Raw genomic sequence first — 20174 nt, 5'->3', positions numbered from 1 at the left:
CCGGGCGGGGATCCGTGGTGGTCCCCGCCCGGCGCCCCCGCGTCGTACGCGTGCGCGTGCGCGTGCCGTCCGGCCCGCGGTCAGATCCGGGTGACGTCCAGCTCTCCTGCGGCGTACTGCCTGCGCAGCACCTTCTTGTCGAACTTGCCGACGCTGGTCTTCGGAACGGCCCCGATGATCGTCCAGCGTTCCGGGAGCTGCCACTTGGCGATCCCGCGCTCCTCCTGGAGGAAGGCGCGCAGCGCCTCGAAGCCGGCGGTGGCGCCTTCCTTGAGGACGACGGTGGCCAGCGGGCGTTCGCCCCACTTGTCGTCGGGGACGGCGACGACCGCGGCCTCGGCGACGTCCAGGTGGGACATCAGGGCGTTCTCCAGCTCGACGGAGGAGATCCACTCGCCGCCCGACTTGATGACGTCCTTGGCCCGGTCGGTGAGGGTGAGGAAGCCGTCGGGGCTGATGGTGCCGACGTCGCCGGTCTTCAGCCAGCCGTCCTCGCTGAACTTGTCGGCCGGGCGCAGCGGTTCGGCGCCGGGGCCGTTGTAGTAGGCGCCGGCGATCCACGGTCCGCGGACCTCCAGCTCGCCCGCGGACTCGCCGTCCCAGGGGAGGCGTTCGCCGCCGGGTCCGGTCAGACGGGCCTCGACGCCGGCCGGGAAGCGGCCCTGGGTGAGGCGGTAGCCGAACTCCTCGTCGGTGCCGACCGCGTGGGCCGGCGGGCGGGCCACCGTGCCGAGCGGGGAGGTCTCGGTCATGCCCCAGGCGTGGCAGACCCGCATGCCCAGCCGGTCGAAGGCCTCCATGAGGGAGGGCGGGCAGGCCGAGCCGCCGATGGTGACCTGGGTGAGGGCGGAGACGTCACGGGGCCGGGCGGTCAGCTCGGCGAGCAGCCCCTGCCAGATGGTGGGCACGGCGGCGGCGTGGGTCGGCTTCTCCCGCTCGATCATCTCGGCGAGGGGAGCCGGCTGCAGAAAGCGGTCCGGCATCAGCAGGTTGACGCCGGACAGGAAGGTGGCGTGCGGCAGGCCCCAGGCGTTGACGTGGAACTGCGGGACCACCACGAGCGTGGTGTCGTGATCGGTCAGTCCCATGGACTCGCTCATGTTGACCTGCATGGAGTGCAGGTAGACCGAACGGTGGCTGTAGACCACGCCCTTGGGGTCGCCCGTGGTGCCGGAGGTGTAGCACATGGCGGCGGCCTGGCGTTCGTCCAGCTCGGGCCAGTCGTAGGTGACCGGCTTGGCCGCGATCAGGTCCTCGTACTCGTGCACCCGGGCGTGGGAGCCGTCGAGCGGGGTGCGGTCGCCGGGGCCCGAGACGACGACGTGCTCGACCGTCTTCAGGTGCGGCAGCAGCGGGCCGAGCAGCGGGATCAGGGAGCCGTTGACGATGATGACGCGGTCGGCGGCGTGGTTGACGATCCAGGCCAACTGCTCGGCGGGCAGGCGCAGGTTGAGGGTGTGCAGCACCGCGCCCATGCACGGGATCGCGAAGTACGCCTCGACGTGCTCGGCGTTGTTCCACATGAGGGTGGCCACACGGTCGTCGGCCGCGACGCCGAGGTCGTCGCGAAGGGCGTGCGCCAGCTGGGCCGCGCGCTCGCCGATCCCTGCGAAGGAGCGGCGGTGCGGCTCGCTGTCACCGGTCCAGCTGATCACCTGCGACGCCCCGTGGATCGTCGACCCGTGGGCCAGGATCCTCGAGATCAGCAGCGGTACGTCCTGCATGGTGCTCAGCACGGCGTCCTCCCGGGGCGGCGTCGCCTACGCGGTGGTAAGGGCTGCGCTGATTCTGCTCACATACCGCGTGGTATGTCACTAGCTCCGGATGATCGATCACACAACGTTCCCCCAACGGTCAGCGCACGCGCACCAGCTCCGGATCCTCCCGCAGCTTGCCGAGCGCCCGCGACACCGCCGACTTCACCGTCCCCACGGACACTCCGAGCACCTCGGCCGTCTGGACCTCGGAGAGGTCCTCGTAATACCTCAGGACGACCATCGCCCGCTGCCGGGCGGGCAGCTTCATGATCGACCGCCACAGGGCGTCGCGCAGCGCCTGCTGCTCCGCCGGGTCGGTCACGCCGGGCGCCGGCTCCGGCTCGGGCAGTTCGTCGCAGGCGAACTCGTCGACCTTCCGCTTGCGCCACTGCGAGGTGCGGGTGTTCAGCAGCGCGCGGCGCACATAGCCGTCGAGCGCCCGGTGGTCCTCGATCCGCTCCCACGCCACGTACGTCTTGGTGAGCGCGGTCTGCAACAGGTCCTCCGCGTCGCTCGGGTTCGCGGTCAGCGACCGGGCGGTGCGCAGCAGCAGCGGCTGCCGGGCCCGCACGTACGCCGCGAAGGACGGGTACGCCGGAGTCCGGGTCGCCGGTACGGCGGCTTTCGACACGCTGGTGCAGACGGGTGTGGTCATGGCTCCACGCTAGGAGCGGCACCCGCTCCCGCGGATCGCCCGCAGGTCCCGCAGCCGAGTCCGCCTCAGGTTGTAGGGGTGGGGCCGGCCGCACCTCCTGAAGGTGGAGGAACGGGGCGTGTGTACTGCGGGTTCACCCCTGGGGGACGACCTGGACGGCGTCCCGGGCGGCCGCCCTCCCGGGCACGCCCGCCTGCCGTGGTCGCACGGCATACGTCTGCCCGGCGGTGCCGAAGCACCGCCGGGCAGAGGTGTGTTACGCCCCCACGAGCACACCCACCAGGGGGTTCAGGGCCGGCGGGTCCCCGGAGTGCGCGCCGGCCCGCCCCGGCTCACCACAGACGGGTGAAGTGGATGACGACGTTCTTGTTGCCCTGCTGGATGGCCGTGAACGCGGAGCGGTTGACCTGTGCGGTGTCGCTCCGGTTCGAGGCGCCCGATCCGACCGCCTGCTGCTGCGTGGTGGACGAGTTGCCGCCGTTGTCGCGGCCGACCCCGCTGCCGACGACGCCCGCGACGCCCGCGTTCGATCCGTCGCCCGCGATGGCTCCCGTGCCCGCTGCGGCGACGCCGGTGAAGAGCGCCGCGGCGAGGGGGATGGCCGCCGCGGCGGCGAGAACACGGGCGGTACGGATGCTTGCCATGGTGCTCCTCCAGTACGGGGTACACACCGGCCACCTTGCCGGGGAGTACGTGAAGTACGGCTTTCACCTGGGCAGTTGGCCGACAGCCCGGGCCTTCTCACGACGTCGCGAGATCAGAGTTGCCCACCGGAACCCGGCGAACCACCCCGGAGCGCCCGATTCGCACGCAAGCGTGAGGACATATCGATAAACCCCTTTCGCCACCTTTCCTGCCCCCGTAAGCTCCGACGGGGGCGAGGCGGACCGCCCCCCCCCATGCGCCGCAAGAGCTGAGGCGCTCCCCCGAAAGCCGCCCGAGAACCCCGCCCCACGGCGCGCCGCACCCGCCCCTCTTTCTTTTTTCGAACATGCGTACGAACATAGGAGCATGGCCACCATCGACCGGCAGGCCACGACGCTGGCCCTCGCGCACGCCCTGTCAGCCGCCGAACGCGGACTGGCCGTCATCCCCCTGTCCCGGACGAAACTCCCGGCCCTGCGCTCCCCCCACCGCGACGGCCCCGGCCCGGTGGGCCCGCCCGGTCCGCCCTGCCACGGCGAGTGCGGCCGCTTCGGCCACGGGGTGTACGACGCCTCCACCGACCCGGCCCGCATCCGGGAACTGTTCGCCGCCGCACCCTGGGCGACCGGCTACGGCATCGCCTGCGGACTGCCCCCGCACCATCTGATCGGCATCGACCTGGACACCAAGACCGGCACGAACGCCACGGCGGCCCTGCGTGAACTCGCCCTGCGCCACCTGTTCACCATCCCCGCCACCGTGGTCGTCCTGACCCCCAGCGGCGGCCGCCACCTGTGGCTGAGCGGGCCGCCCGACGTCGTCGTCCCCAACTCGGCAGGACGCCTGGCTCCCGGCATCGACATCCGCGGCGCCGGCGGCTACCTCGTCGGCCCCGGCTCCCGCACCGGGCACGGCGTCTACGCCACCTCCCCCGGCACCGCGCACCTCGCGCCGGCCCCCTGCCCGCGAACCCTCCTGCGCCTCCTGCTCCCCCCGCCCCGTGCTGCCCGCCACCCCGCACCGCCCTCGGCGGGCCGGCACGGCGAGGGCCTGGTGCAGTTCGTCCTGGGCGCCCACGAGGGCCAGCGCAACACCCGCCTGTTCTGGGCCGCCTGCCGCGCCTACGAGGACGGAATCGGCCCCGCCCTCTTCACCCCGCTGGTCGACGCGGCCCTGCGCACCGGCCTGACCGAACACGAGGCCCGCGCGACCATGGCCTCCGCGGCCCGTCTGACGGGCCACCGTCCCTGAGCCCCCCGACGGGAACGACCCCGAGCGGGCACCCGATCGCCGGCCTGGCCGGCTCCGGCTGCCGGTCGCACGGCCGCGCTCCCGGAACCACACTGGTCTGTGGGGCGCCCCCGCTGGAGGCGCGTCCCCACGACGGAAGGACGGATCCATGCCCACGGACACGCCCCCCGGCCCGCTGCGGTTCCTGGTCTTCGGCGCGGCACTGCGGACCGCTTCGGCCAACACACGCCTCGCCTCCCTTGTGGCCCGGCTCATCTCCGACACCGGTGCCACCGTCGACCTCGCCGGCATGCACGACTTCGACATGCCCTTGTACGACGGCGACATGGAGGCGGCCGAAGGGCTGCCACAGGGCGCCCTCGCCCTGCGCGACCGCCTCGAGCAGAGCGACGCCTTCGTCATCTCCTCGCCGGAGTACAACGCCTCCGTGCCGGGAGTGCTGAAGAACGCGATCGACTGGGTCTCCCGTGTCCGGCCCCAGCCGTTCAAGAGCAAGCACGCGATGCTCGTCTCCGCCTCGCCGTCCCTGATCGGCGGCAACCGCGGGCTGTGGGCCCTGAGGGTTCCGCTGGAGCACCTGGGCACCCGCGTCTACCCGGACATGTTCAGCCTGGCCGACAGCTACCAGGCCTTCGCCGAGGACGGAACGCTGGCCGACACAGGGCTCCAGCAGCGTCTCACCGAGACCGTGTCGGGTTTCCTGAGCCTCGTCGAAGCGGATGTGCGCTACGTCTGCCTGGAACGCCGGTGGTACGAGTTCCTGGGAGACCGCACCGAGGCGGCCATCACCCAGCGGGCCGAGTCGTGATGCTGCGAACCCGGTGAGTCAGGGTGCGACAAGAGCACACGGAAGGGGTGCCACTGCGGAGAGCGGCACCCCTTCCGACCTGGCCTTACGCTGACCTGCCACGACGGTTTTCAAGACCGTGCGCGGGACAGTTCCCAATCGGCCGATGACCTGTGCTTACACCGGGGGCGGGGCCAGGCGGTAGCACTGTTGGCCACAGGATGGCCGCGAGGTGCCACGGCTCGCCCGACGGGAGTCAGCGGCCGGCCTGCGTCTCACCACCTACGGCTCGTGTCCTCCTGTGGAGGGTGATCGCACGGCGGGCACACACAACCGCCAGGAGCGCAAACCAGGTTCCCCCCAGGCATGGCCCGACAAGAGCCCACCAGTCCACTACCGGCTCCGTAAGAACCCCCACGACCATCCCGACGTCGTAGGTCACGATGCCGGTCAGCACCACAGCCAGGAGAGCCGTCGTCCACCAGCGCTCAGGCCAACCCTTGCTCACGTTCCCCCCGCCGAAATCGCCACTGCCGACATCGCCCAGTGTGCCGTGCCCCCCGGCGTGCCCGTTCAGGCACGAGGCTGTGGGGACCCACGGTGAACCACGAGTCCAGCCGCATTCTCTCCCAGCTCAGGCACGTGGCAGTTCAGCAGGGACCCGCGTACGCGATCTTTGGTGCTGACCAACCTCCTGGGACGGCCCCGCTTCGCCCGTGGTGGGGGTACCTCGACCGATCCACGCCGCGATGCGTCCCGCACGGCCCGGCCGCAGGATGGTGCCATGACTGCTCGCGTGATCGTGAACCCGCCCGGGGAGGGCGGCGGCCGGCAGGTGCGAGCCGACGGGACCACCCTCGGCACGGCGTACAGCCTGCACGAGCTGTCGGTCTTCATTGAACGGATCGGCCTGGAAGGCCTGGACGAACTGGACGTGGCGATGTCGCCCCTGGTGGAGTGGCGCGGCGGCGGGCCCGAGGTGTGGCCCGCGACCGATTGACACTGGAGCGGCCCTTCCCTTGCGGAGATGGACCTGAGACTTGTCGTGGCCGTGACCTCACGGTGCCGATCAGTCCTCGACCTCGATGGAAAACAACGCGCCGCCGGCGAAGTGCTACGTTCCCGCGCATGAAGATCCGAAGGTGGGGCAGCCGCGGCATGTCCGTGCTGGCCGTGGGTGGGGCACTGGTTCTGATGACGGCGTGCAGCGGGGAGGCCGGTAAGCCGGGCACGACCAGGGAAGCGAAGACGGCTGCGGCGACGGCCCCGACGGTCAAGCCCGATGCGGCGACAACCCCGACGGTGAAGCCCGATGAGATGAGGGCGACAAGATCTGCTGCGCTTCAGTACACGAGCTTCACTGCGCAAGAGACGTTCGCCGGTGGTTGTGTCACTGACCACCAATGCCAGGCGACTCTCACCCTGCTTCAGCCGCTTGCGGCTCCCGTGGCGCAGCAACTGCACGACGAGGCGGGGTTGGATCCGTACTACGCGGATCTCCGCGACCTGGCCGACAAGGTGTCCGAGGGTGTGCAGGAGACGGATCCGGCAGACCTGGCCGCGATGGATGCCCTCCTGAAGGACATCGTGAAGCTGAAGGAGCGGCTGGACAAGGAGATGGACCTCGGGCACTTCTAGCCCCGGGCACGACCCGGCCCCCGTCGGCTCGCGCAGACGGGGTCGTCCTCACCTCACCCGTGGTCGGTCACGCCGGGTCGGTACGGTCGACGAACTGCAGCACGCGCTGATCGAACGGCGGTTGGCGGAGCACGAAAGTGGGGGCGAGGGACCCCGATTCGTGGCCGCAGGTTGGCCGGACGCCCTGGTCAGAGATGGGAAACCGGCGAGTCGGGGTGAGACAAAGTCACGCGGAAGGGGTGCCGCTCCGGAGAGTGGCACCCCTTCTGACCTGCAAGCTTCTCACCTGCTACGCGGTGGGTGTGGGATTTGAACCCACGGTGACTCGCGCCACGACGGTTTTCAAGAACGTTGCGGTTGCACTACGCCTGGGCCCGGTGACCTGCAGAAACGACACGCAATGTACCGAGAGTGCCTTGGCTGGCCCACACATGGCCCACAAAGGCTCCAATCCGATCCGTCTGGGGATGTCCAACACCTCTCCACGGGTGCGTGGGCCTCCTTGAAGTGGCCTTGTCTGGACAGTCATTCGCCGGCTCAGGCCCCTTCATGCTCAGCTGACGAGGTCCGGAGAAGGCCCGCGGCGTGGGCGTCGCCCGCTTCCGCGGCACGCTCCAGCCAGGGACGTGCCTGCTCGTCCTCACCCTGACCGGCCAGCATGCCCCCGAGCCCGCTCATGGCCTGGGTGTCGCCGGCTTCCGCGGCACGCTCCAGCCAGGGGCGTGCCTGCTCGTACTCTCCCTGACCGGCCAGCACGAGCCCGAGCACGGCCATAGCCTTGGGTTCGCCGGCTTCCGCGGCACGCTCCAGCCAGGGGCGTGCCTGCTCGCGCTCACCCTGACCGGCCAGCACGAGCCCGAGCACGGTCATGACCTTGGGTTCGCCGGCTTCCGCGGCACGCTCCAGCCAGGGACGTGCCTGCTCGTACTCTCTTCGACCGGCCAGCACGAGCCCGAGCACGGCCATGACCTGGGGTTCGCCGGCTTCCGCAGCACGCTCCAGCCAGGGACGTGCCTGCTCGCGCTCACCCTGACGGACCAGCAGAGCCCCGAGCTCGGCCATGACCTCGGGTTCGCCGGCTTCCGCAGCACGCTCCAGCCAGGGACGTGCCTGCTCGTCCTCACCCTGACGGACCAGCACGAGCCCGAGCCCGGTCATGGCCCTGGTGTCGCCGGCTTCCGCAGCACGCTCCAGCCAGGGACGTGCCTGCTCGTCCTCACCCTGACCGGCCAGCACGAGCCCGAGCCCGGTGATGGCCCTGGTGTCGCCGGCTTCCGCAGCACGCTCCAGCCAGGGACGTGCCTGCTCGTCCTCACCCTGACCGGCCAGCACGATCCCCAGCCCGGCCATGGCGTTGATGTCGCCCGCTTCCGCGGCACGCTCCAGCCAGGAACGTGCCTGCTCGTACTCTTCCTGACGGGCCAGTACGACCCCGAGCCCGGTCATGGCGTTGATGTCGCCCGCTTCCGCGGCACGCCTCCAAGCACGCTCAGCCAGCCGATGAAGTCCCGCTTGGTAAGCCGTTGCCCCGATGTGCAAACAAGCCTCGGGCCTCGCCTCCGCGATCAAGAGCTCCCACTGTGGCTCAGGCACATTGGCAATCGGTCTCGTAACGCGCTGGACGTGTTGAACAAGAACATCTGTGACGCGGTAACCGTCCAGGTGACCGATTTGGGCAGCCTCAGGCGTGAGTGGAGCCACCGAGCCGCGGACCGGTTCGCAGGCCCAATGCAACGCACTCGTAAACCAGTCCTCCCTGGCAGCCGCACGTTGCGCCCCGGTCAGGTGAAAGATCGCTAGAGCTTCCAGAAGGCCAAGTGGCAGCGGTTCCGGGTGGCCGCAAAGGCGGGCATCAACCCCCGCACTGACGACAGCCGCGCCGAATGGGTCATCGGCTTGTTCCCACCTGTGGATAAGTTCCGGTACAGCCGCTACTACCTCGGTCAGACACGCAGCATCCCCGCCACCGTCCACGGCCTCTTGGAGCCGTGGATCTGTTTGAGCTAGGTCCCGGGCCCGGGCCTGCTCGGCGTAGCTGAAAGTCTTTATGGAGAAGCGATGGGCCAGTTTGAGGATCTCCCTTGAATCCCGGTTCAGATCCTGACCATCGTCGGCTGTGCTAGACGTACTTAGCCGGGTGTACTCGCTCGGCCAGATCGTGCCTACCAGTACCACCGGTCGCGCGTGGTCCGCTAACAGGCGCCGCACGGTCTCAACAGCGAGGCGTCCAGTCCCGAGGAAGTCTTGCGTCTCGTTGAGCCACACCACGGTGTGTCTCAGGTCCGCCCCGCTGTCGACCAGTGCCGTAAGTCGCTCGGCTGTGGCTGGCATACACAAGCGCCAGTTGCTCAGAACGGCGTTGATCGCTTCGAACGCACACCTTGTCTTGCCCGACGCGGCAGGTCCCACGAGAAGCACAAAACCGCCGGATACGCTGGCCCTCCGTAGAGCCGTATGCAAATCGGCGTCAACGTCCCGTGGCACATAGGTAGGCAGCTCTACGGACAGCTCAGGGTTGGCACTCGGAGGCAGTGGGATTGCGGGATGAATGCCCAGCAGCGCCCGATCGACCACCTCTCGGACAAGCGGTAGGTCTCGATCAGATCCAACCAACGGCTCGAGGGCAGCCTCCAGGCGTCGCACCCGCTCGACCTGCAACTTTGACTGCTGCGTTAGTGCATCCAACCTGGTCTGCATCAGCGGGGTTGCGACCAGCAGCAGTACCCCGCCGGCCCCTGCAACGGCAGTTGTCACCCAAGTGGGACCTGGCAGTTTGACGATGTTGAGTACAGCCGGACCGATAGTGAACATCAAGACGAAGAACAACGGACCGAACAGCGCAACCCACCAACGCATCCCTCGCCATCGCATGCGCCCGATCATGCCGCAACAGTCTGGCTCCGGGCATACCTACGCTCAAATCTGCTGCACGCACCTCTGCGCGTCTGGGTGTGCTGCGCACGGACCGGGAAACCGACCGCCCCAGCCGCAGGGGCGTCGACGGCCCCCTCGGACGGCCCTGCTGACGCAAGGCACGTGCATGACCAACAGGGCGACTGGGCAGGGAACCAGCCGGAGCAGTGATCGATCCGTAACTGAACGTAGGGTTCGCAAGCATCACTCTGGTCCCTAACCTATGGTCAAGGGGGAGGTGGGTTGCGTGTCTGTTCGTGTCCGGGTAGAGCCAGCGCTATTGCTCTGGGCGGTGGAACGAGCCGGGTGGTCGGACGAAACGATCGCTAGGCGCGTGCCGCGTTTCGAACAGTGGGTGAACGGAAGCGCGCTTCCCACACTGAAGCAGTTGGAGGGTTTCGCTCACGCGACACACGCACCCGTGGGCCTGCTGTTCCTACCGCACCCTCCGGAGGAACCTGTCCCGATCCCTGACATGCGAACGATGGGGAACCGGAGCGTAAATCGGCCCTCGGTTGACCTCCTTGACACCATCTACGCTTGCCAGTCGCGACAGGATTGGTATCGAGACTATGCAAACACCCATGGCTACCCCGAACTTAAGTTCGTAGGCTCTGCACGGGTATCGAGCAACCCAACAGAGGTAGCCGCCAAGATAAGGCAGATGCTGCGCTTTGACGTAAGCGAGCGAGCCTCCTTCACCTCCTGGGAAGATGCACTACGCAAACTAATCGATCGAATCGAGGGCATCGGGGTCCTCGTGATGGTGAACGGCGTAGTAGGAGCTGACACCCATCGAGTACTGAACCCCATGGAATTTCGCGGGTTTGCCCTATCCGATCGCGCTGCTCCCCTGATCTTCATCAACGGGAAAGATACCAAAGCCGCCCAAAACTTCACCATGATTCACGAACTAGCCCACATTTGGCTAGGCAGAAGCGCTCTTTCTGACGCCCCTTTGGCAAGGCGCCCCGAACATGAGGAAGAGCTGTGGTGCAATCGAGTCGCCGCAGAGGTACTAGTGCCTTTGAGGTCGATTCGGAATGATTACCGAGGAAGCCTTAATCTACCCGAACTCCAGCGACTATCGCGCCGATACCGAGTAAGCACCCTTGTGATTCTGAAGCGTCTTCACGACGCTCGATTCCTCACATGGGAAGACTATCGAGAGCGATACGAGGAAGAGTTTCGCCGGGTGACCTCCGTAAGGTCCGAAGACAGCCCCAGCGGCGGCAACTACTACAACACGCAACCTTTGAAGCTGAGCCGACAGTTCGCACGCGCAGTTATCACCGATACCCTTGCAGGAGGAACGCCCTTTAGGGATGCCTATCACCTGCTAGGCACGAAAAAGCACCAGACCTTCCAGAACCTTGTCGAAACAATTGGAGCCGCTTGATGTATCTAGTTGACTCCAATGTGCTTATCGAAGCAAAGAACCGCTACTACGCCTTCGACATAGCGCCGGGATTTTGGGCTTGGCTTGACTTCGCCCACGCCAACCAAATCGTCTGCAGCATCGAACCCGTCAAAGCCGAGTTAGTTGAAGGTGGAGACGAACTCGCAACTTGGGCGAGAGGGCATGCGGACTTTTTTCGCCCGATTGATTCGGCTACGACCGCACACTTCGGCCGCATCACCGCATGGGCTCAGTCCCGAGGCTACACGGCCGCCGCACTAACTGAATTCCTAACGAATACGGCGGACTTCTTCCTGGTGGCCTACGCGATTGCGCATGGCCACACACTCGTGACGCATGAGCAGCCACGACCCGAATCCAAGAAGCGCGTTCTCATACCAGACGCCTGCAAGGCGATGGATGTCACGTACGCCAACACTTTCATGATGCTGCGTAGCACCAACGCCCGGCTCGACCTGCAAATGCCCACCGCTGCCTAGGAGTGTAGGCAGCAGCGGTCATCTGGAAGCCTTCCACTAATGGCCCATGGGGCCTGCAATGAGCCCTTCCCGTCACGCCTTCCGAGGAGTCATCTGCTCAGGCGTTGCCACACAGCGGAACCCGGTGTCATCGTCGTGCATCGTGTCGCTGGCGTCGTTGGGCACGGCGGGTGCTCCCCGGAACAGGGGGCTCGTGAAGGCGCTACCTCGCAGTTCGTACCGCCCTGGCGTGGTTGGCGTTGCTAGCCATTCCCACACGTTGCCCACCATGTCGTAGACCCCGTAGGGCGAAACGCCGCTGTGGTATCGAGAGACGGATGTCGTACGTTCCACTCCGGTCTCTCGGACGTTGCACTTCGCGGCCGTCTTTTGGTCGCCCCACGGGAAGGTACGACCGGAGGTTCCGCGCGCGGCCTTCTCCCACTGCTCGGCTATCGGCAGCGACTTCCCTGCCCACGTCGCGTACGCGTTCGCGTCTCGCCACGTTACGTGCACAACGGGATGGTCGTACAGCTCACGCGGACACCGACCATTCTGCCAGTGCTCAGGCATCGGATGCCGGGTGGCTGCGCAGAACCGCGCATAGTCGGCGTTGGTCGTAGGAAAGGTGTCGATGTGGAATTCATCCACCCACACCGGTTCGTCGTCCTCCCCAGACAGGAAGATCCCTTCCGGGATGTGCGCCATGAGCTTTCCGTCACCGGGGTGCTTCACGTATTCGCCGCTACTCGTCTGATCTTCATGAGGTTCGATGACCGCTTGAGTAGGAATGTCGTCCGCCGCAAGGATACCGACAAAGCGGCCCTGAGCATCCTGGTCAGCTTTGGCGAGCAGAGTGTCCAAGGCCGCTTGATTCACCATGCGCAGGGTGGCTTGCTCGCCGTCTGCCTCCCACCGGGAGACGATGCGATCGGACACCCCGAGCTTCTCAGCGAACTCCATGAGGCTCATCCGTACGGCTTCACGCAGTGCCTTAACTTCACGTCCGGTCCATTTCGTAACGAGTGGCATGGGCTACCTCTGTCGTAAATCTCCGCCCTGGGAGTGGCGGCGGCACGCGTCTACAGGCGATCGCCGGGAATCCCGGCGTAGCCGTCACGCAGTGCATCGAGCACGGGGTGGTCCTGCGGAAACTGCACGTCATCGAGCGCGCTCACGGAACGCACACCAATCGTCGTGTTCGTGGCAAATGCGGCAGCCATGTTCGGGACGTCGTCGATACGGACCGGGGCAGTGATCTGCTTCGGTGTGCCAAGGCTCTGAAGCAAGAGCATCGTCGTACCGGGGAGCACGGGGGCATCAGGCCAAATAACCGTCCCGTCCTGGTCGACGAAACCGAGATTCCAAGTTCCACCCTCGGAGACACGACCGTCCGGCTCGACGAACACCGCATCGTCGAATCCGGCGAGCTGGGCATCACGCCGAATCCGGAGCTGCGAGTGGAGGCCAATGTGCTTCACCTCCGCGCTGTCGCGAGTGAAGGTGTAGGACTTGGCGGTAAGCGGTGGAGGGGGCATGGCACCCGCCGGCCGCAAGTTCACCAGAACGTGAGGGTCCTTGGCGTCGCTGGGGCGTCCCATATCGATCGCGGGATCAAAGACTGTAACGCGGAGACCCGCGACACCGGTGACGCCGTCGGCCGCCTTACGGATGTAGCTCAGCGTCTGCTCGCGGTCCAACTGGACGCCGAAGACGATTCGGCAGTCGCGCACCAGTCGGTCCAGGTGAAGCGATAGGCCCCGGATGGTGCCGTCTTCCATGCGCATGGACGTGAAGTGCCCATAGTTCGTGAGGGCGAGGCTCTGGAGTTCGTCGAGGGTGACGGGGTGTCCGTTCAGTTCAGCCATGCGGCCAGTCTTGCAGTCGCTGACGCCCCGCCAACACCCAGTGAAACAGCCAAAGTTCGGTTTAGTTCGGTGCAGGGGCGGCGGGAGTACGTACTCCCGCCGCCCCTGCCGGGACACGCTTAGAGCATGACGACGAACGCACCGCGAGGGACGCTAGACGCCGGGCTTCCCCTCAGTGGGGGCCACGACGGTCTCAAGCTGCTTGACGCGCTCGACAAGGCCCGCGAGTTCGGCCGAGACGCGCGCAACTTCGGCTTGCAGTTCACTCAGGCGCTGAGCAGCCTCGCGGGGCCCCTGCTCACCTGGGGCAGGGTCGCGGACGTAGGTGCCGCTCCCGGAGACGCCTTCCACCAATCCGTCTTCCTGGAGCTGCGTGTAGGCGTTCTGCACGGTCATCAAGGCCACGCCAAGCTTCTTCGCGTAGGCCCGAGCCCCCGGGAGGCGGTCCCCAGGGCCGAACGTCCCAGCGGCGATCTCGTCTCTGATCCTGCCGGCGATTTCGCGAGCGCTGGGCTTCCTCTTCGGCTGTGAGTCCACTCCGAAAGCGTACCTGACCTAGGTCGTTTCCAATCAGATCGCACGAACGCTTGACGATCCAGAAGCGACCTAGGTAGCTTTCACATCAACGACGAGCGACCTAGGTCGCTTGTCGGGGGTCATTTGACCTGCACGAACAGCGCCCGGATGCACGGCCCGGAGCGAGCGCTACGAAGAACTCAACAGAGTGCCGACCCAGCCGCATGAACACGTGCGGTCGCTGGGTGCGGGTCACCACCCCGACCTCCCATGTCGGGCCGGGTGACCTGCCCGGAACCGCCCCGAGGGTGCGGTTCCGGCGTCGCTTGATTTGACTGCGCAGAACCTTTCGCGGGCCGTCCGAGCCCGCGCCGAGCACCAGTGCTCACGGTCCCCGACACCAGCGCCGTAGGCGGCGTCTCGTGCCGGGTGTCCGTGGCCGCTCGTGCACTGCGAGAGGTCCCACCACAACGGCGCGCGGCTCCGGTGCTGGAACACCGGAGCCGCTGTTCGGGCCGTTCACCCTTCGAGAGGAACACGACCCAATGGACCACATCGTCACTGTTCAGGAAGTTGTTACCGCGTTCGCAGGCTGGCTGGAGCCGACGGATGCGGAGCTGGACGCGATCGAGCGGGAGTCTCCGCTCATCGCGGCGGAGCTTGAGGAGCTGGACGTTCGGATCGCGCTGCTGGACCGGACGCCGACGGAGCTGGACCAGCGGCGCGTACGGCGAGCCCACCACAAGGTGCTCGCGGAGCGGGCGGCTCTGGCCAACCGCGTCGCCTCGGGGGAGGCTGCCTGATGGCGCGGGAGTTCACGGCGCAGATGTCGATGCGTCGGGGTCGGTGGCGCCTGTACGTGGTGCTGCTGAACACCCCGGAGCGGTGGCCGGAGTACGGCTTTGGCCCCGCGGTGCCGACGTTCACGGAACGCGCGGAAGCGTTCAGCGTGCTCGGTTTCGAGCCGGTGCCGGGCGCTGAGTGGACGTGGACGGAGGACAGCGAGAACCCCGACGACCCCGCCTCCCCGGTCGTTCTGATCGCCGCGGTGCGGGTGCGTTCACGGGCGGGGGTGGGCTCGTGAACACCGATCAGATCCGTTCAGCGGAGCGTGCGCTGTCGGCCGGCACGTGGCTGATCGTGGCGGGCGCGATGCTGTATTCGATTCTCACCGTCACCCCGCTCGCAGCCGCTCACACCCCCGATCGGTGGCACTGGACCGCCCCCATCCTGCCTCTGGTGGTGGATGCCGCGGTGGTCATCGTGGTCCGTCTGGATGCGGTGCTCGCCCGGCTCGGGGGCAACGGCGGCCGGTGGCCCGTCGCGCTGCGGTGGATGACCGGTTGCATGACCCTCGCCCTCAATGTCGCCGACTCCGCGCTGAAGAACGACCTGGTGGGCGTGGCTGTGCACGCTGTGGCGCCGCTGCTGCTGATCGTCACTGCGGAAACCGGGCTCGCCTACCGGCGTGCCATCGCCAAGGCGGTGAACGCGCTGGAGGAGAAGCAGCGGACTGAGCGGGAAGCGCGCGAGCGCGCGGTGGCTGAGCGGCGTGAGGACGCCGCGCGGCGGGCGCGGGAGGAGCGCGAGCACGCCGCCGCTTTGGCCCGTGAACAGCGTGAGCACGAGGCCCGCATGGCTCGTGAACAGGCCGAGCGGGAAGAGCTCGCACGCCGTGAGGAACGCGAGCGTGAGCAGGCCCGCGAGCGCACGGAGCGGGAGGAGCGTGAACGCCGCGAGCGGGAGCGTGAACAGCTCCAACGCGAGCGTGAACGCCGCGAGCGGGAGGCTGCCGAACGCGTCGCGCGGGAGCAGCGAGAGCGCGTTGAGCGTGAACGCCGTGAACGAGTGGAGCGGGAGGAGCGGGCCGCGCGTGATCGCGCCGCTCTGCTGTCCGCCGGTCCCGCCACGGAGAAGCTGACCGAGGACCGGGCCCGTGCGGTCGTGCACGCCGCGTTCGTCGAGGGTCTGGCGGTGCGGGCAGCGGCGGAACTGTGCGGCTGGTCGGTGGGCTGGGTCTCCGCCCGCTACGCCGAATACCGCGACCCCAGTTCAGGCGGCGCTGAGTTGGCCATCGCGAGCCGATGATGGCCACCGTCCCCGTCTTCCGGTGGCGGCTCGCCCCAAAGGGGCTGGCCACGGTCCGCCAACTGCGTGCCCTCGGGCTGCGGCCCGGCGGGCAGGACGTGGCAGCCCAGTTGGAGCGTCCGCGGCGGCGCCGCGGTCCGCTGGTCGCCTACCTCTACCGCGTCGATGCCGCCAAGCCTGTGCGGCCGATGACGCCTGCGAAGTGGGCGGCTCTGGCCAAGGCGAACGCCGCGCGGCGCAGGTGCCCCCAGTGCGGGCGCGATGCCGGATACGTCATCCCGCCCTCGCTTGGCATGTGCGCCCCCTGCGCCTACCCCGAAGAACAGCGCACCGCATAAGCCCTGTTGGCAGGCCCGACCAGCCACCTTCCACAGCTACCGGCCGGGCCCTACTCCACTGAAGGAGTGCTCACAGCATGACGGAACTCAGCACCGAGCCGGTAGCCGTTGAGGCTGCCCTCACCCCGCCGCCCGACCCCACGCCCGCCGCGGGCAAGGACGTGAAGGAGGTGGAACACACCCCCGGCGGCTGGCCGGTCGTCCCCCTCGCCCTGACCGGGGCGAACAGCACCGTCGGAGCGGTCGCCGCCGCCTCCCTGGCCGGCGGCCCGATCGCCGCCGTGGTCGCCGCCACCGGCGCCGTGGTCCTGGGCACGTTCGCCGCCGCCCGCTCCCGCAAGCCCAACCCACGCCGCGAGGCACGACGGGCCGCCGCACGCGCCGCCGGCCGCAGCGCTGCCCATAGCGCTGGCCTACGTCGGGGCAGGACGGGGACAGGTGGAACGCGCGGCGGCGGCAGCCGTTCAGGAGCCTCCCGCGCTGGTCGTAGCGGTGCTGGCCGGTCCGGCAGTGTGCCGGGCCAGCACCGCCGCAGCACCGGCCCGGCCGCACGCCACGGCAGCACCGCCACCGGTGGAAAGACCCACGGCAAGGCAAGTCATGGCGTGTCCAAGCACGCGGCCGGCAGCGCGGGAAAGGCCGCTGGTCGGGCCGATCAGATAAAGGCTCTGCGAGCGTCGCAGCAGGCCGCGGCCGGGTCTCGTGCCGACAAGCGGGCCCACACCACGGCGGCCCGCCGCGCGGTCGCCGACGCCCGCCGTAACGCCAAAGCCACAGCCGGCAACAGCCGGTTCGGCAAGCGCGGGAACAGCGGGAGCAGCCTGTTCGGCGCTGCCGCCCGCAAGGCTCGTGCCGCGCGGGATCTCACGGTCGCCAAGAACCGGGCCAAGCGCGACGCCAAGACCGGCGGCACCATCGCGGCGCAGCGTGCCGCGATTCGTAAGGCCCCGGCCCGTAAGGCGGCCCGGCAGGCGCTGCGCAGGTCCGCGGCCCGCTTCCACGGCCGCCGCCTGCTCGCCGCCCTGCTCGCCCTCCCCGTCGGCCTGCTCGGGCTCATCACCACCCCGATCGGACGCAAGTTCGATATCCCGTCGCTGATGTACCCCGGCCGCCGCCTCTACCGACGTCTGGCCCGCACGGCGGCCGAGCAGCGCGCCGGACGGGACGAAGCCACCCGCAAGAACCTGCGCGAGCAGGAAGCCGCCGCCGACGCCGAAGCCGGCGAGGACGGCACGGACGGCATCACGGACGGCGTCGAGCGGCCCGCAGCCAAGGTCCCCACCACACCCGAAGTGAGTGAAGGAGAGCACGTGTCCGGTTTCCGGTTCGAAGAGGTCGCGGCCGAGATGGAGCAGGCCGCCAACCAGTACGACCCCGAGAACGCCATGGAGATCCTGGCCATGGTCGAGGGGCTGCCGGCCGCGCTGACCAGCGTGGCCAACGTGATGAAGATCCTCGCCGAGCGCTCCGACAGTGAGTTCCCGCTGGAGAAGGAAGTCGCGGACGGCTTCAACGACATCTTCGGCGCCCTGATGAGCGCCGTCGCCGTCGCGGAGGACATGGGCCCGCTGTTCCGGCAGGCCCACGAGCAGGACATCGCCCGCCACGAGGACCCCCGCAACGGCCACGAGGCCGAGAAGGGCTGGAACGTCTGAGATGAGCACCGCCACCGCCAAACACCACAGCGGTAGTGGCCCGGTGCTGGACTGGGCCGCCGGTCACGGACCCGTGACCGGCGCCCTGTCCGCCACCACCGGAGCCTTCGCCGTCGCCACCACCGGCGCCGCAACCGCCATGCCCCCCGGCTGGGCCCTCGCCGTCGGCGCGGCCGGCGCCCTGGGCCACACCGTCGCCGGACTGAGGGTGCGCCACGCCGGCCGCACCCTGGCCACCCGCGCCGCCTCCTGGCTCGTCGGCGCCGGCTGGACCACCTGGGCCATGACCCACGGCCCCCTGACCTGGGCCGCCCTCGGATCCCTCGCCACCATCGGTGTCGGCATCGGCGCCGCCGCCCGCTCCACCGCCCTCTACGAAGAGGCGCGGGAGGAGGAGGCCATCGCAGCCGAGCAGCGGCAGATCGCCGCGGAGCTGTCCGCCGAGAGGCGAGCGATCGCCGCGGAGTGGATCGACCGCATCCAGCGCGTGTGCAGCATCACCGTGCGCGTGGTCGGGGTGGAGAAGTGGGAGACCGGTACCGGGTACTCCATCGATGCCGAACTCCCGCCGGGCGGCGCCACCTGGAACAAGATCGCGGGCGAGTCGGGCCGCCTGTCGGCGGATGCGCGGCTGCCGCACGGCTGCACCGCCACCGCCTCCCCCGGCATCCACCAGGGCCGGGTCATCATCGACGTGACCACGGTCAACGTGCTGGAGCAGGAGCGGACCTACCCGGCCGACTACGGGCCGCTCTCCCTGCACACCGGCATCCCGTGGGGCTACCGGACCAACGCCGAGGAGATCCGGGCCTATCTGCGTGAGCAGTGCGCGCTCATCGTCGGCCCCACCGGCTCCGGTAAGACGAACCTGGTCCACTCGATCCTCGCCGGGTTCGCCCGCGCCGAGGACATGCTGACGTGGGTGATCGACCTCAACGCCGGCAGCGCCGGCCTGCCCTGGGTCCTGCCCGCCCTCAACGGTGAGTTGAAGGCGGAGGACGGCAAGCCGGTTCGGCCCGGCGTGGACTGGCTCGCGGGAACGCACGACGAGGCCGTGGCGATGCTCGAGGCAGCCGTCAGGGTCGCCAAGCAGCGCAAGATGGGCTACCAGGACGTGCTGGCCAAGGCCAACACCGACCTGCTGCCCATCAGCGCCAAGATTCCGCAGATCATGCTGGTCATCGATGAGGGCGCGGAGATCCTGGCCAGCCCCGACCGTCAGATGCGCAAGCTCGCGGAGAAGATCCTGGAAGTGATCCGGATCGCCCGCGCCATGGGCATCCGCACCGTCCTCACCGCCCTTGGCGCCACCGGCAGCGTGCTGAGCAACCTGATGATCCGCCGCGAAGCCAAGGTCCGCGTCGCCCTCACCGGCGGTGAGACCGAGGGCATGGACCTGTCCAAGATGTTCCCCGGCTCCCGCGGCCTGCGCGTCGACCAAGCCCCCTACAAGGGTGCGGGGTTCATGGGCACCCCGGAGTCCCCGGCCGCGCTGTTCAAGGCATGGCGGATCCTGCCCAACCAGATCCGGGAGATCATCGCCGCCACCTCCGACCGGCACCCTGTGCTGGACGACGTGTCCGCCAAGGCCGCCGGACCCGCCTACGCCCGACGCTGGGACGCCGACCGCACCGCCTGGATGCGCAAGCACACCCCCGACGACAGCAGCGACACCGGGTCGGCTGGAGGGGGGCTGAAGCTTTCGGCGCTCAGCGGCCAGGAGAGCAATCAGGACTCGCCGGAAGACGAGATGCTGCGCCAGTTCCGGGCACAGATCGACGCCCAGTTCGGCACCGCCCCCGACCCGCACACCCCCACGAACGACGGACCACCGCCCGCTTCGGGCGGGCTGAACCTGTCGGCGCTACGGGGCGAGCAGGACAGCCCGGCGCAACAGGACGCGTTGGCGCTGCTGCTCGCCGCCGGTACAGAGGGCACCGGAGCATCCGCGATCGCCCGCGCGCTCGCCGACACTCACGGCACGACCCGTCAGACGGTCGTCGGCTGGCTCAAGACATGGACGCAGGACGGCACCGCCGTCCGCATCGGGGAGGGCACCAAAGCCCGCTACGTCCACCGCCAGCACGCCCCCGAGAACTGATCGCTTGTCGCTTGTCGGCCCGCCCGGAACACAATCCCCTGTGGCGGGTCTGGAGGCCCGGAAACGGCTTGTGACCTGCAAGGC

At 68.4% G+C, this 20174-nt stretch carries 19 protein-coding genes and 1 tRNA gene; 12 read left to right on the top strand and 8 right to left on the bottom strand.

Features of this window, described 5'->3' with window-relative positions; genetic code table 11:
* Positions 1-80: 80 nt before the first annotated feature.
* The 3 genes from TNCT6_RS15580 to TNCT6_RS15570 all read right to left on the bottom strand — a co-directional run bounded on the left by TNCT6_RS15580 (position 81) and on the right by TNCT6_RS15570 (position 3056).
* Positions 81-1736 carry a long-chain fatty acid--CoA ligase gene (locus TNCT6_RS15580; RefSeq protein WP_141359949.1) on the bottom strand — a complete coding sequence of 552 codons (1656 nt, stop codon included), beginning with the start codon at positions 1734-1736 and terminating at the stop codon, positions 81-83.
* A 118-nt stretch (positions 1737-1854) separates the two neighbouring features.
* Entirely contained in the window at positions 1855-2412 is a 558-nt protein-coding gene (locus tag TNCT6_RS15575) for a SigE family RNA polymerase sigma factor (RefSeq protein WP_141359948.1), read from the bottom strand.
* Between the two features lie 332 nt (positions 2413-2744).
* Entirely contained in the window at positions 2745-3056 is a 312-nt protein-coding gene (locus TNCT6_RS15570; protein WP_141359947.1) for a hypothetical protein, read from the bottom strand.
* Positions 3057-3423: 367 nt separating this feature from the next.
* On the opposite strand from TNCT6_RS15570, the gene TNCT6_RS15565 reads away from it, so the two are divergent.
* From TNCT6_RS15565 to TNCT6_RS15550, 4 genes are all read left to right on the top strand, one after another.
* Positions 3424-4308 (top strand): bifunctional DNA primase/polymerase, encoded by an 885-nt coding sequence (locus TNCT6_RS15565; protein WP_141359946.1) that lies wholly within the window; start codon positions 3424-3426, stop codon positions 4306-4308.
* 148 nt (positions 4309-4456) lie between these two features.
* On the top strand, positions 4457-5116 hold the full coding sequence (locus tag TNCT6_RS15560; protein ID WP_141359945.1) for an NADPH-dependent FMN reductase: 660 nt from the start codon (positions 4457-4459) through the stop codon (positions 5114-5116).
* 763 nt (positions 5117-5879) lie between these two features.
* Positions 5880-6095 (top strand): hypothetical protein, encoded by a 216-nt coding sequence (locus TNCT6_RS15555; protein WP_141359944.1) that lies wholly within the window; start codon positions 5880-5882, stop codon positions 6093-6095.
* Between the two features lie 128 nt (positions 6096-6223).
* Positions 6224-6733, top strand: coding sequence for a hypothetical protein (locus TNCT6_RS15550; RefSeq protein WP_141359943.1), 510 nt, complete (start codon positions 6224-6226; stop codon positions 6731-6733).
* A gap of 297 nt (positions 6734-7030) precedes the next feature.
* On the opposite strand, the gene TNCT6_RS39885 is transcribed toward TNCT6_RS15550, so the two are convergent.
* Positions 7031-7102 (bottom strand) — tRNA-Ser (locus TNCT6_RS39885).
* Between the two features lie 168 nt (positions 7103-7270).
* On the bottom strand, positions 7271-9616 hold the full coding sequence (locus tag TNCT6_RS15545; RefSeq protein ID WP_141359942.1) for a tetratricopeptide repeat protein: 2346 nt from the start codon (positions 9614-9616) through the stop codon (positions 7271-7273).
* A gap of 694 nt (positions 9617-10310) precedes the next feature.
* Here TNCT6_RS15545 and TNCT6_RS40440 point away from each other — a divergent pair.
* Together TNCT6_RS40440 and TNCT6_RS15535 are read left to right on the top strand one after the other, a co-directional pair.
* Positions 10311-11045 (top strand): ImmA/IrrE family metallo-endopeptidase, encoded by a 735-nt coding sequence (locus TNCT6_RS40440; protein WP_216372782.1) that lies wholly within the window; start codon positions 10311-10313, stop codon positions 11043-11045.
* Positions 11045-11545, top strand: a complete 501-nt coding sequence (locus TNCT6_RS15535) for a DUF4411 family protein (protein WP_141359940.1) — start codon at positions 11045-11047, stop codon at positions 11543-11545. Before TNCT6_RS40440 ends, TNCT6_RS15535 begins: the two co-directional genes overlap by 1 nt.
* 72 nt (positions 11546-11617) lie before the next feature.
* On the opposite strand, the gene TNCT6_RS15530 is transcribed toward TNCT6_RS15535, so the two are convergent.
* From TNCT6_RS15530 to TNCT6_RS15520, 3 genes are all read right to left on the bottom strand, one after another.
* On the bottom strand, positions 11618-12556 hold the full coding sequence (locus tag TNCT6_RS15530; protein WP_373996174.1) for an SUMF1/EgtB/PvdO family nonheme iron enzyme: 939 nt from the start codon (positions 12554-12556) through the stop codon (positions 11618-11620).
* Between the two features lie 50 nt (positions 12557-12606).
* A complete protein-coding gene (locus TNCT6_RS15525; RefSeq protein ID WP_141359939.1) occupies positions 12607-13392 on the bottom strand; it encodes an aminotransferase class IV family protein in 786 nt (261 codons plus the stop codon).
* A 153-nt stretch (positions 13393-13545) separates the two neighbouring features.
* On the bottom strand, positions 13546-13929 hold the full coding sequence (locus TNCT6_RS15520; protein ID WP_141359938.1) for a GntR family transcriptional regulator: 384 nt from the start codon (positions 13927-13929) through the stop codon (positions 13546-13548).
* Positions 13930-14453: 524 nt separating this feature from the next.
* Here TNCT6_RS15520 and TNCT6_RS15515 point away from each other — a divergent pair.
* From TNCT6_RS15515 to TNCT6_RS15490, 6 genes are all read left to right on the top strand, one after another.
* A complete protein-coding gene (locus TNCT6_RS15515) occupies positions 14454-14711 on the top strand; it encodes a DUF6284 family protein (RefSeq protein ID WP_141359937.1) in 258 nt (85 codons plus the stop codon).
* Complete coding sequence (locus TNCT6_RS15510) at positions 14711-14992, top strand: DUF6303 family protein (protein ID WP_141359936.1); 282 nt, start codon at positions 14711-14713, stop codon at positions 14990-14992. The genes TNCT6_RS15515 and TNCT6_RS15510 overlap by 1 nt, the downstream gene beginning before the upstream one ends.
* Positions 14989-15996 carry a DUF2637 domain-containing protein gene (locus TNCT6_RS15505; protein WP_141359935.1) on the top strand — a complete coding sequence of 336 codons (1008 nt, stop codon included), beginning with the start codon at positions 14989-14991 and terminating at the stop codon, positions 15994-15996. Before TNCT6_RS15510 ends, TNCT6_RS15505 begins: the two co-directional genes overlap by 4 nt.
* Positions 15996-16334, top strand: coding sequence for an RRQRL motif-containing zinc-binding protein (locus tag TNCT6_RS15500; RefSeq protein WP_141366463.1), 339 nt, complete (start codon positions 15996-15998; stop codon positions 16332-16334). The genes TNCT6_RS15505 and TNCT6_RS15500 overlap by 1 nt, the downstream gene beginning before the upstream one ends.
* 77 nt (positions 16335-16411) lie before the next feature.
* The gene (locus TNCT6_RS15495; RefSeq protein WP_141359934.1) at positions 16412-17989 is read left to right on the top strand and encodes a hypothetical protein; all 1578 of its coding nucleotides are present in this window, start codon (positions 16412-16414) and stop codon (positions 17987-17989) included.
* A gap of 1 nt (position 17990) precedes the next feature.
* Complete coding sequence (locus TNCT6_RS15490; protein WP_141359933.1) at positions 17991-20090, top strand: hypothetical protein; 2100 nt, start codon at positions 17991-17993, stop codon at positions 20088-20090.
* Positions 20091-20174: the final 84 nt, after the last annotated feature.

It is taken from the genome of Streptomyces sp. 6-11-2 (assembly GCF_006540305.1).
In the GTDB taxonomy this organism is placed as follows: Bacteria; Actinomycetota; Actinomycetes; order Streptomycetales; family Streptomycetaceae; genus Streptomyces.
The sequence above is the reverse complement of the archived record's forward strand: the minus strand, read 5'-3'. Positions and strand labels throughout refer to the sequence as shown.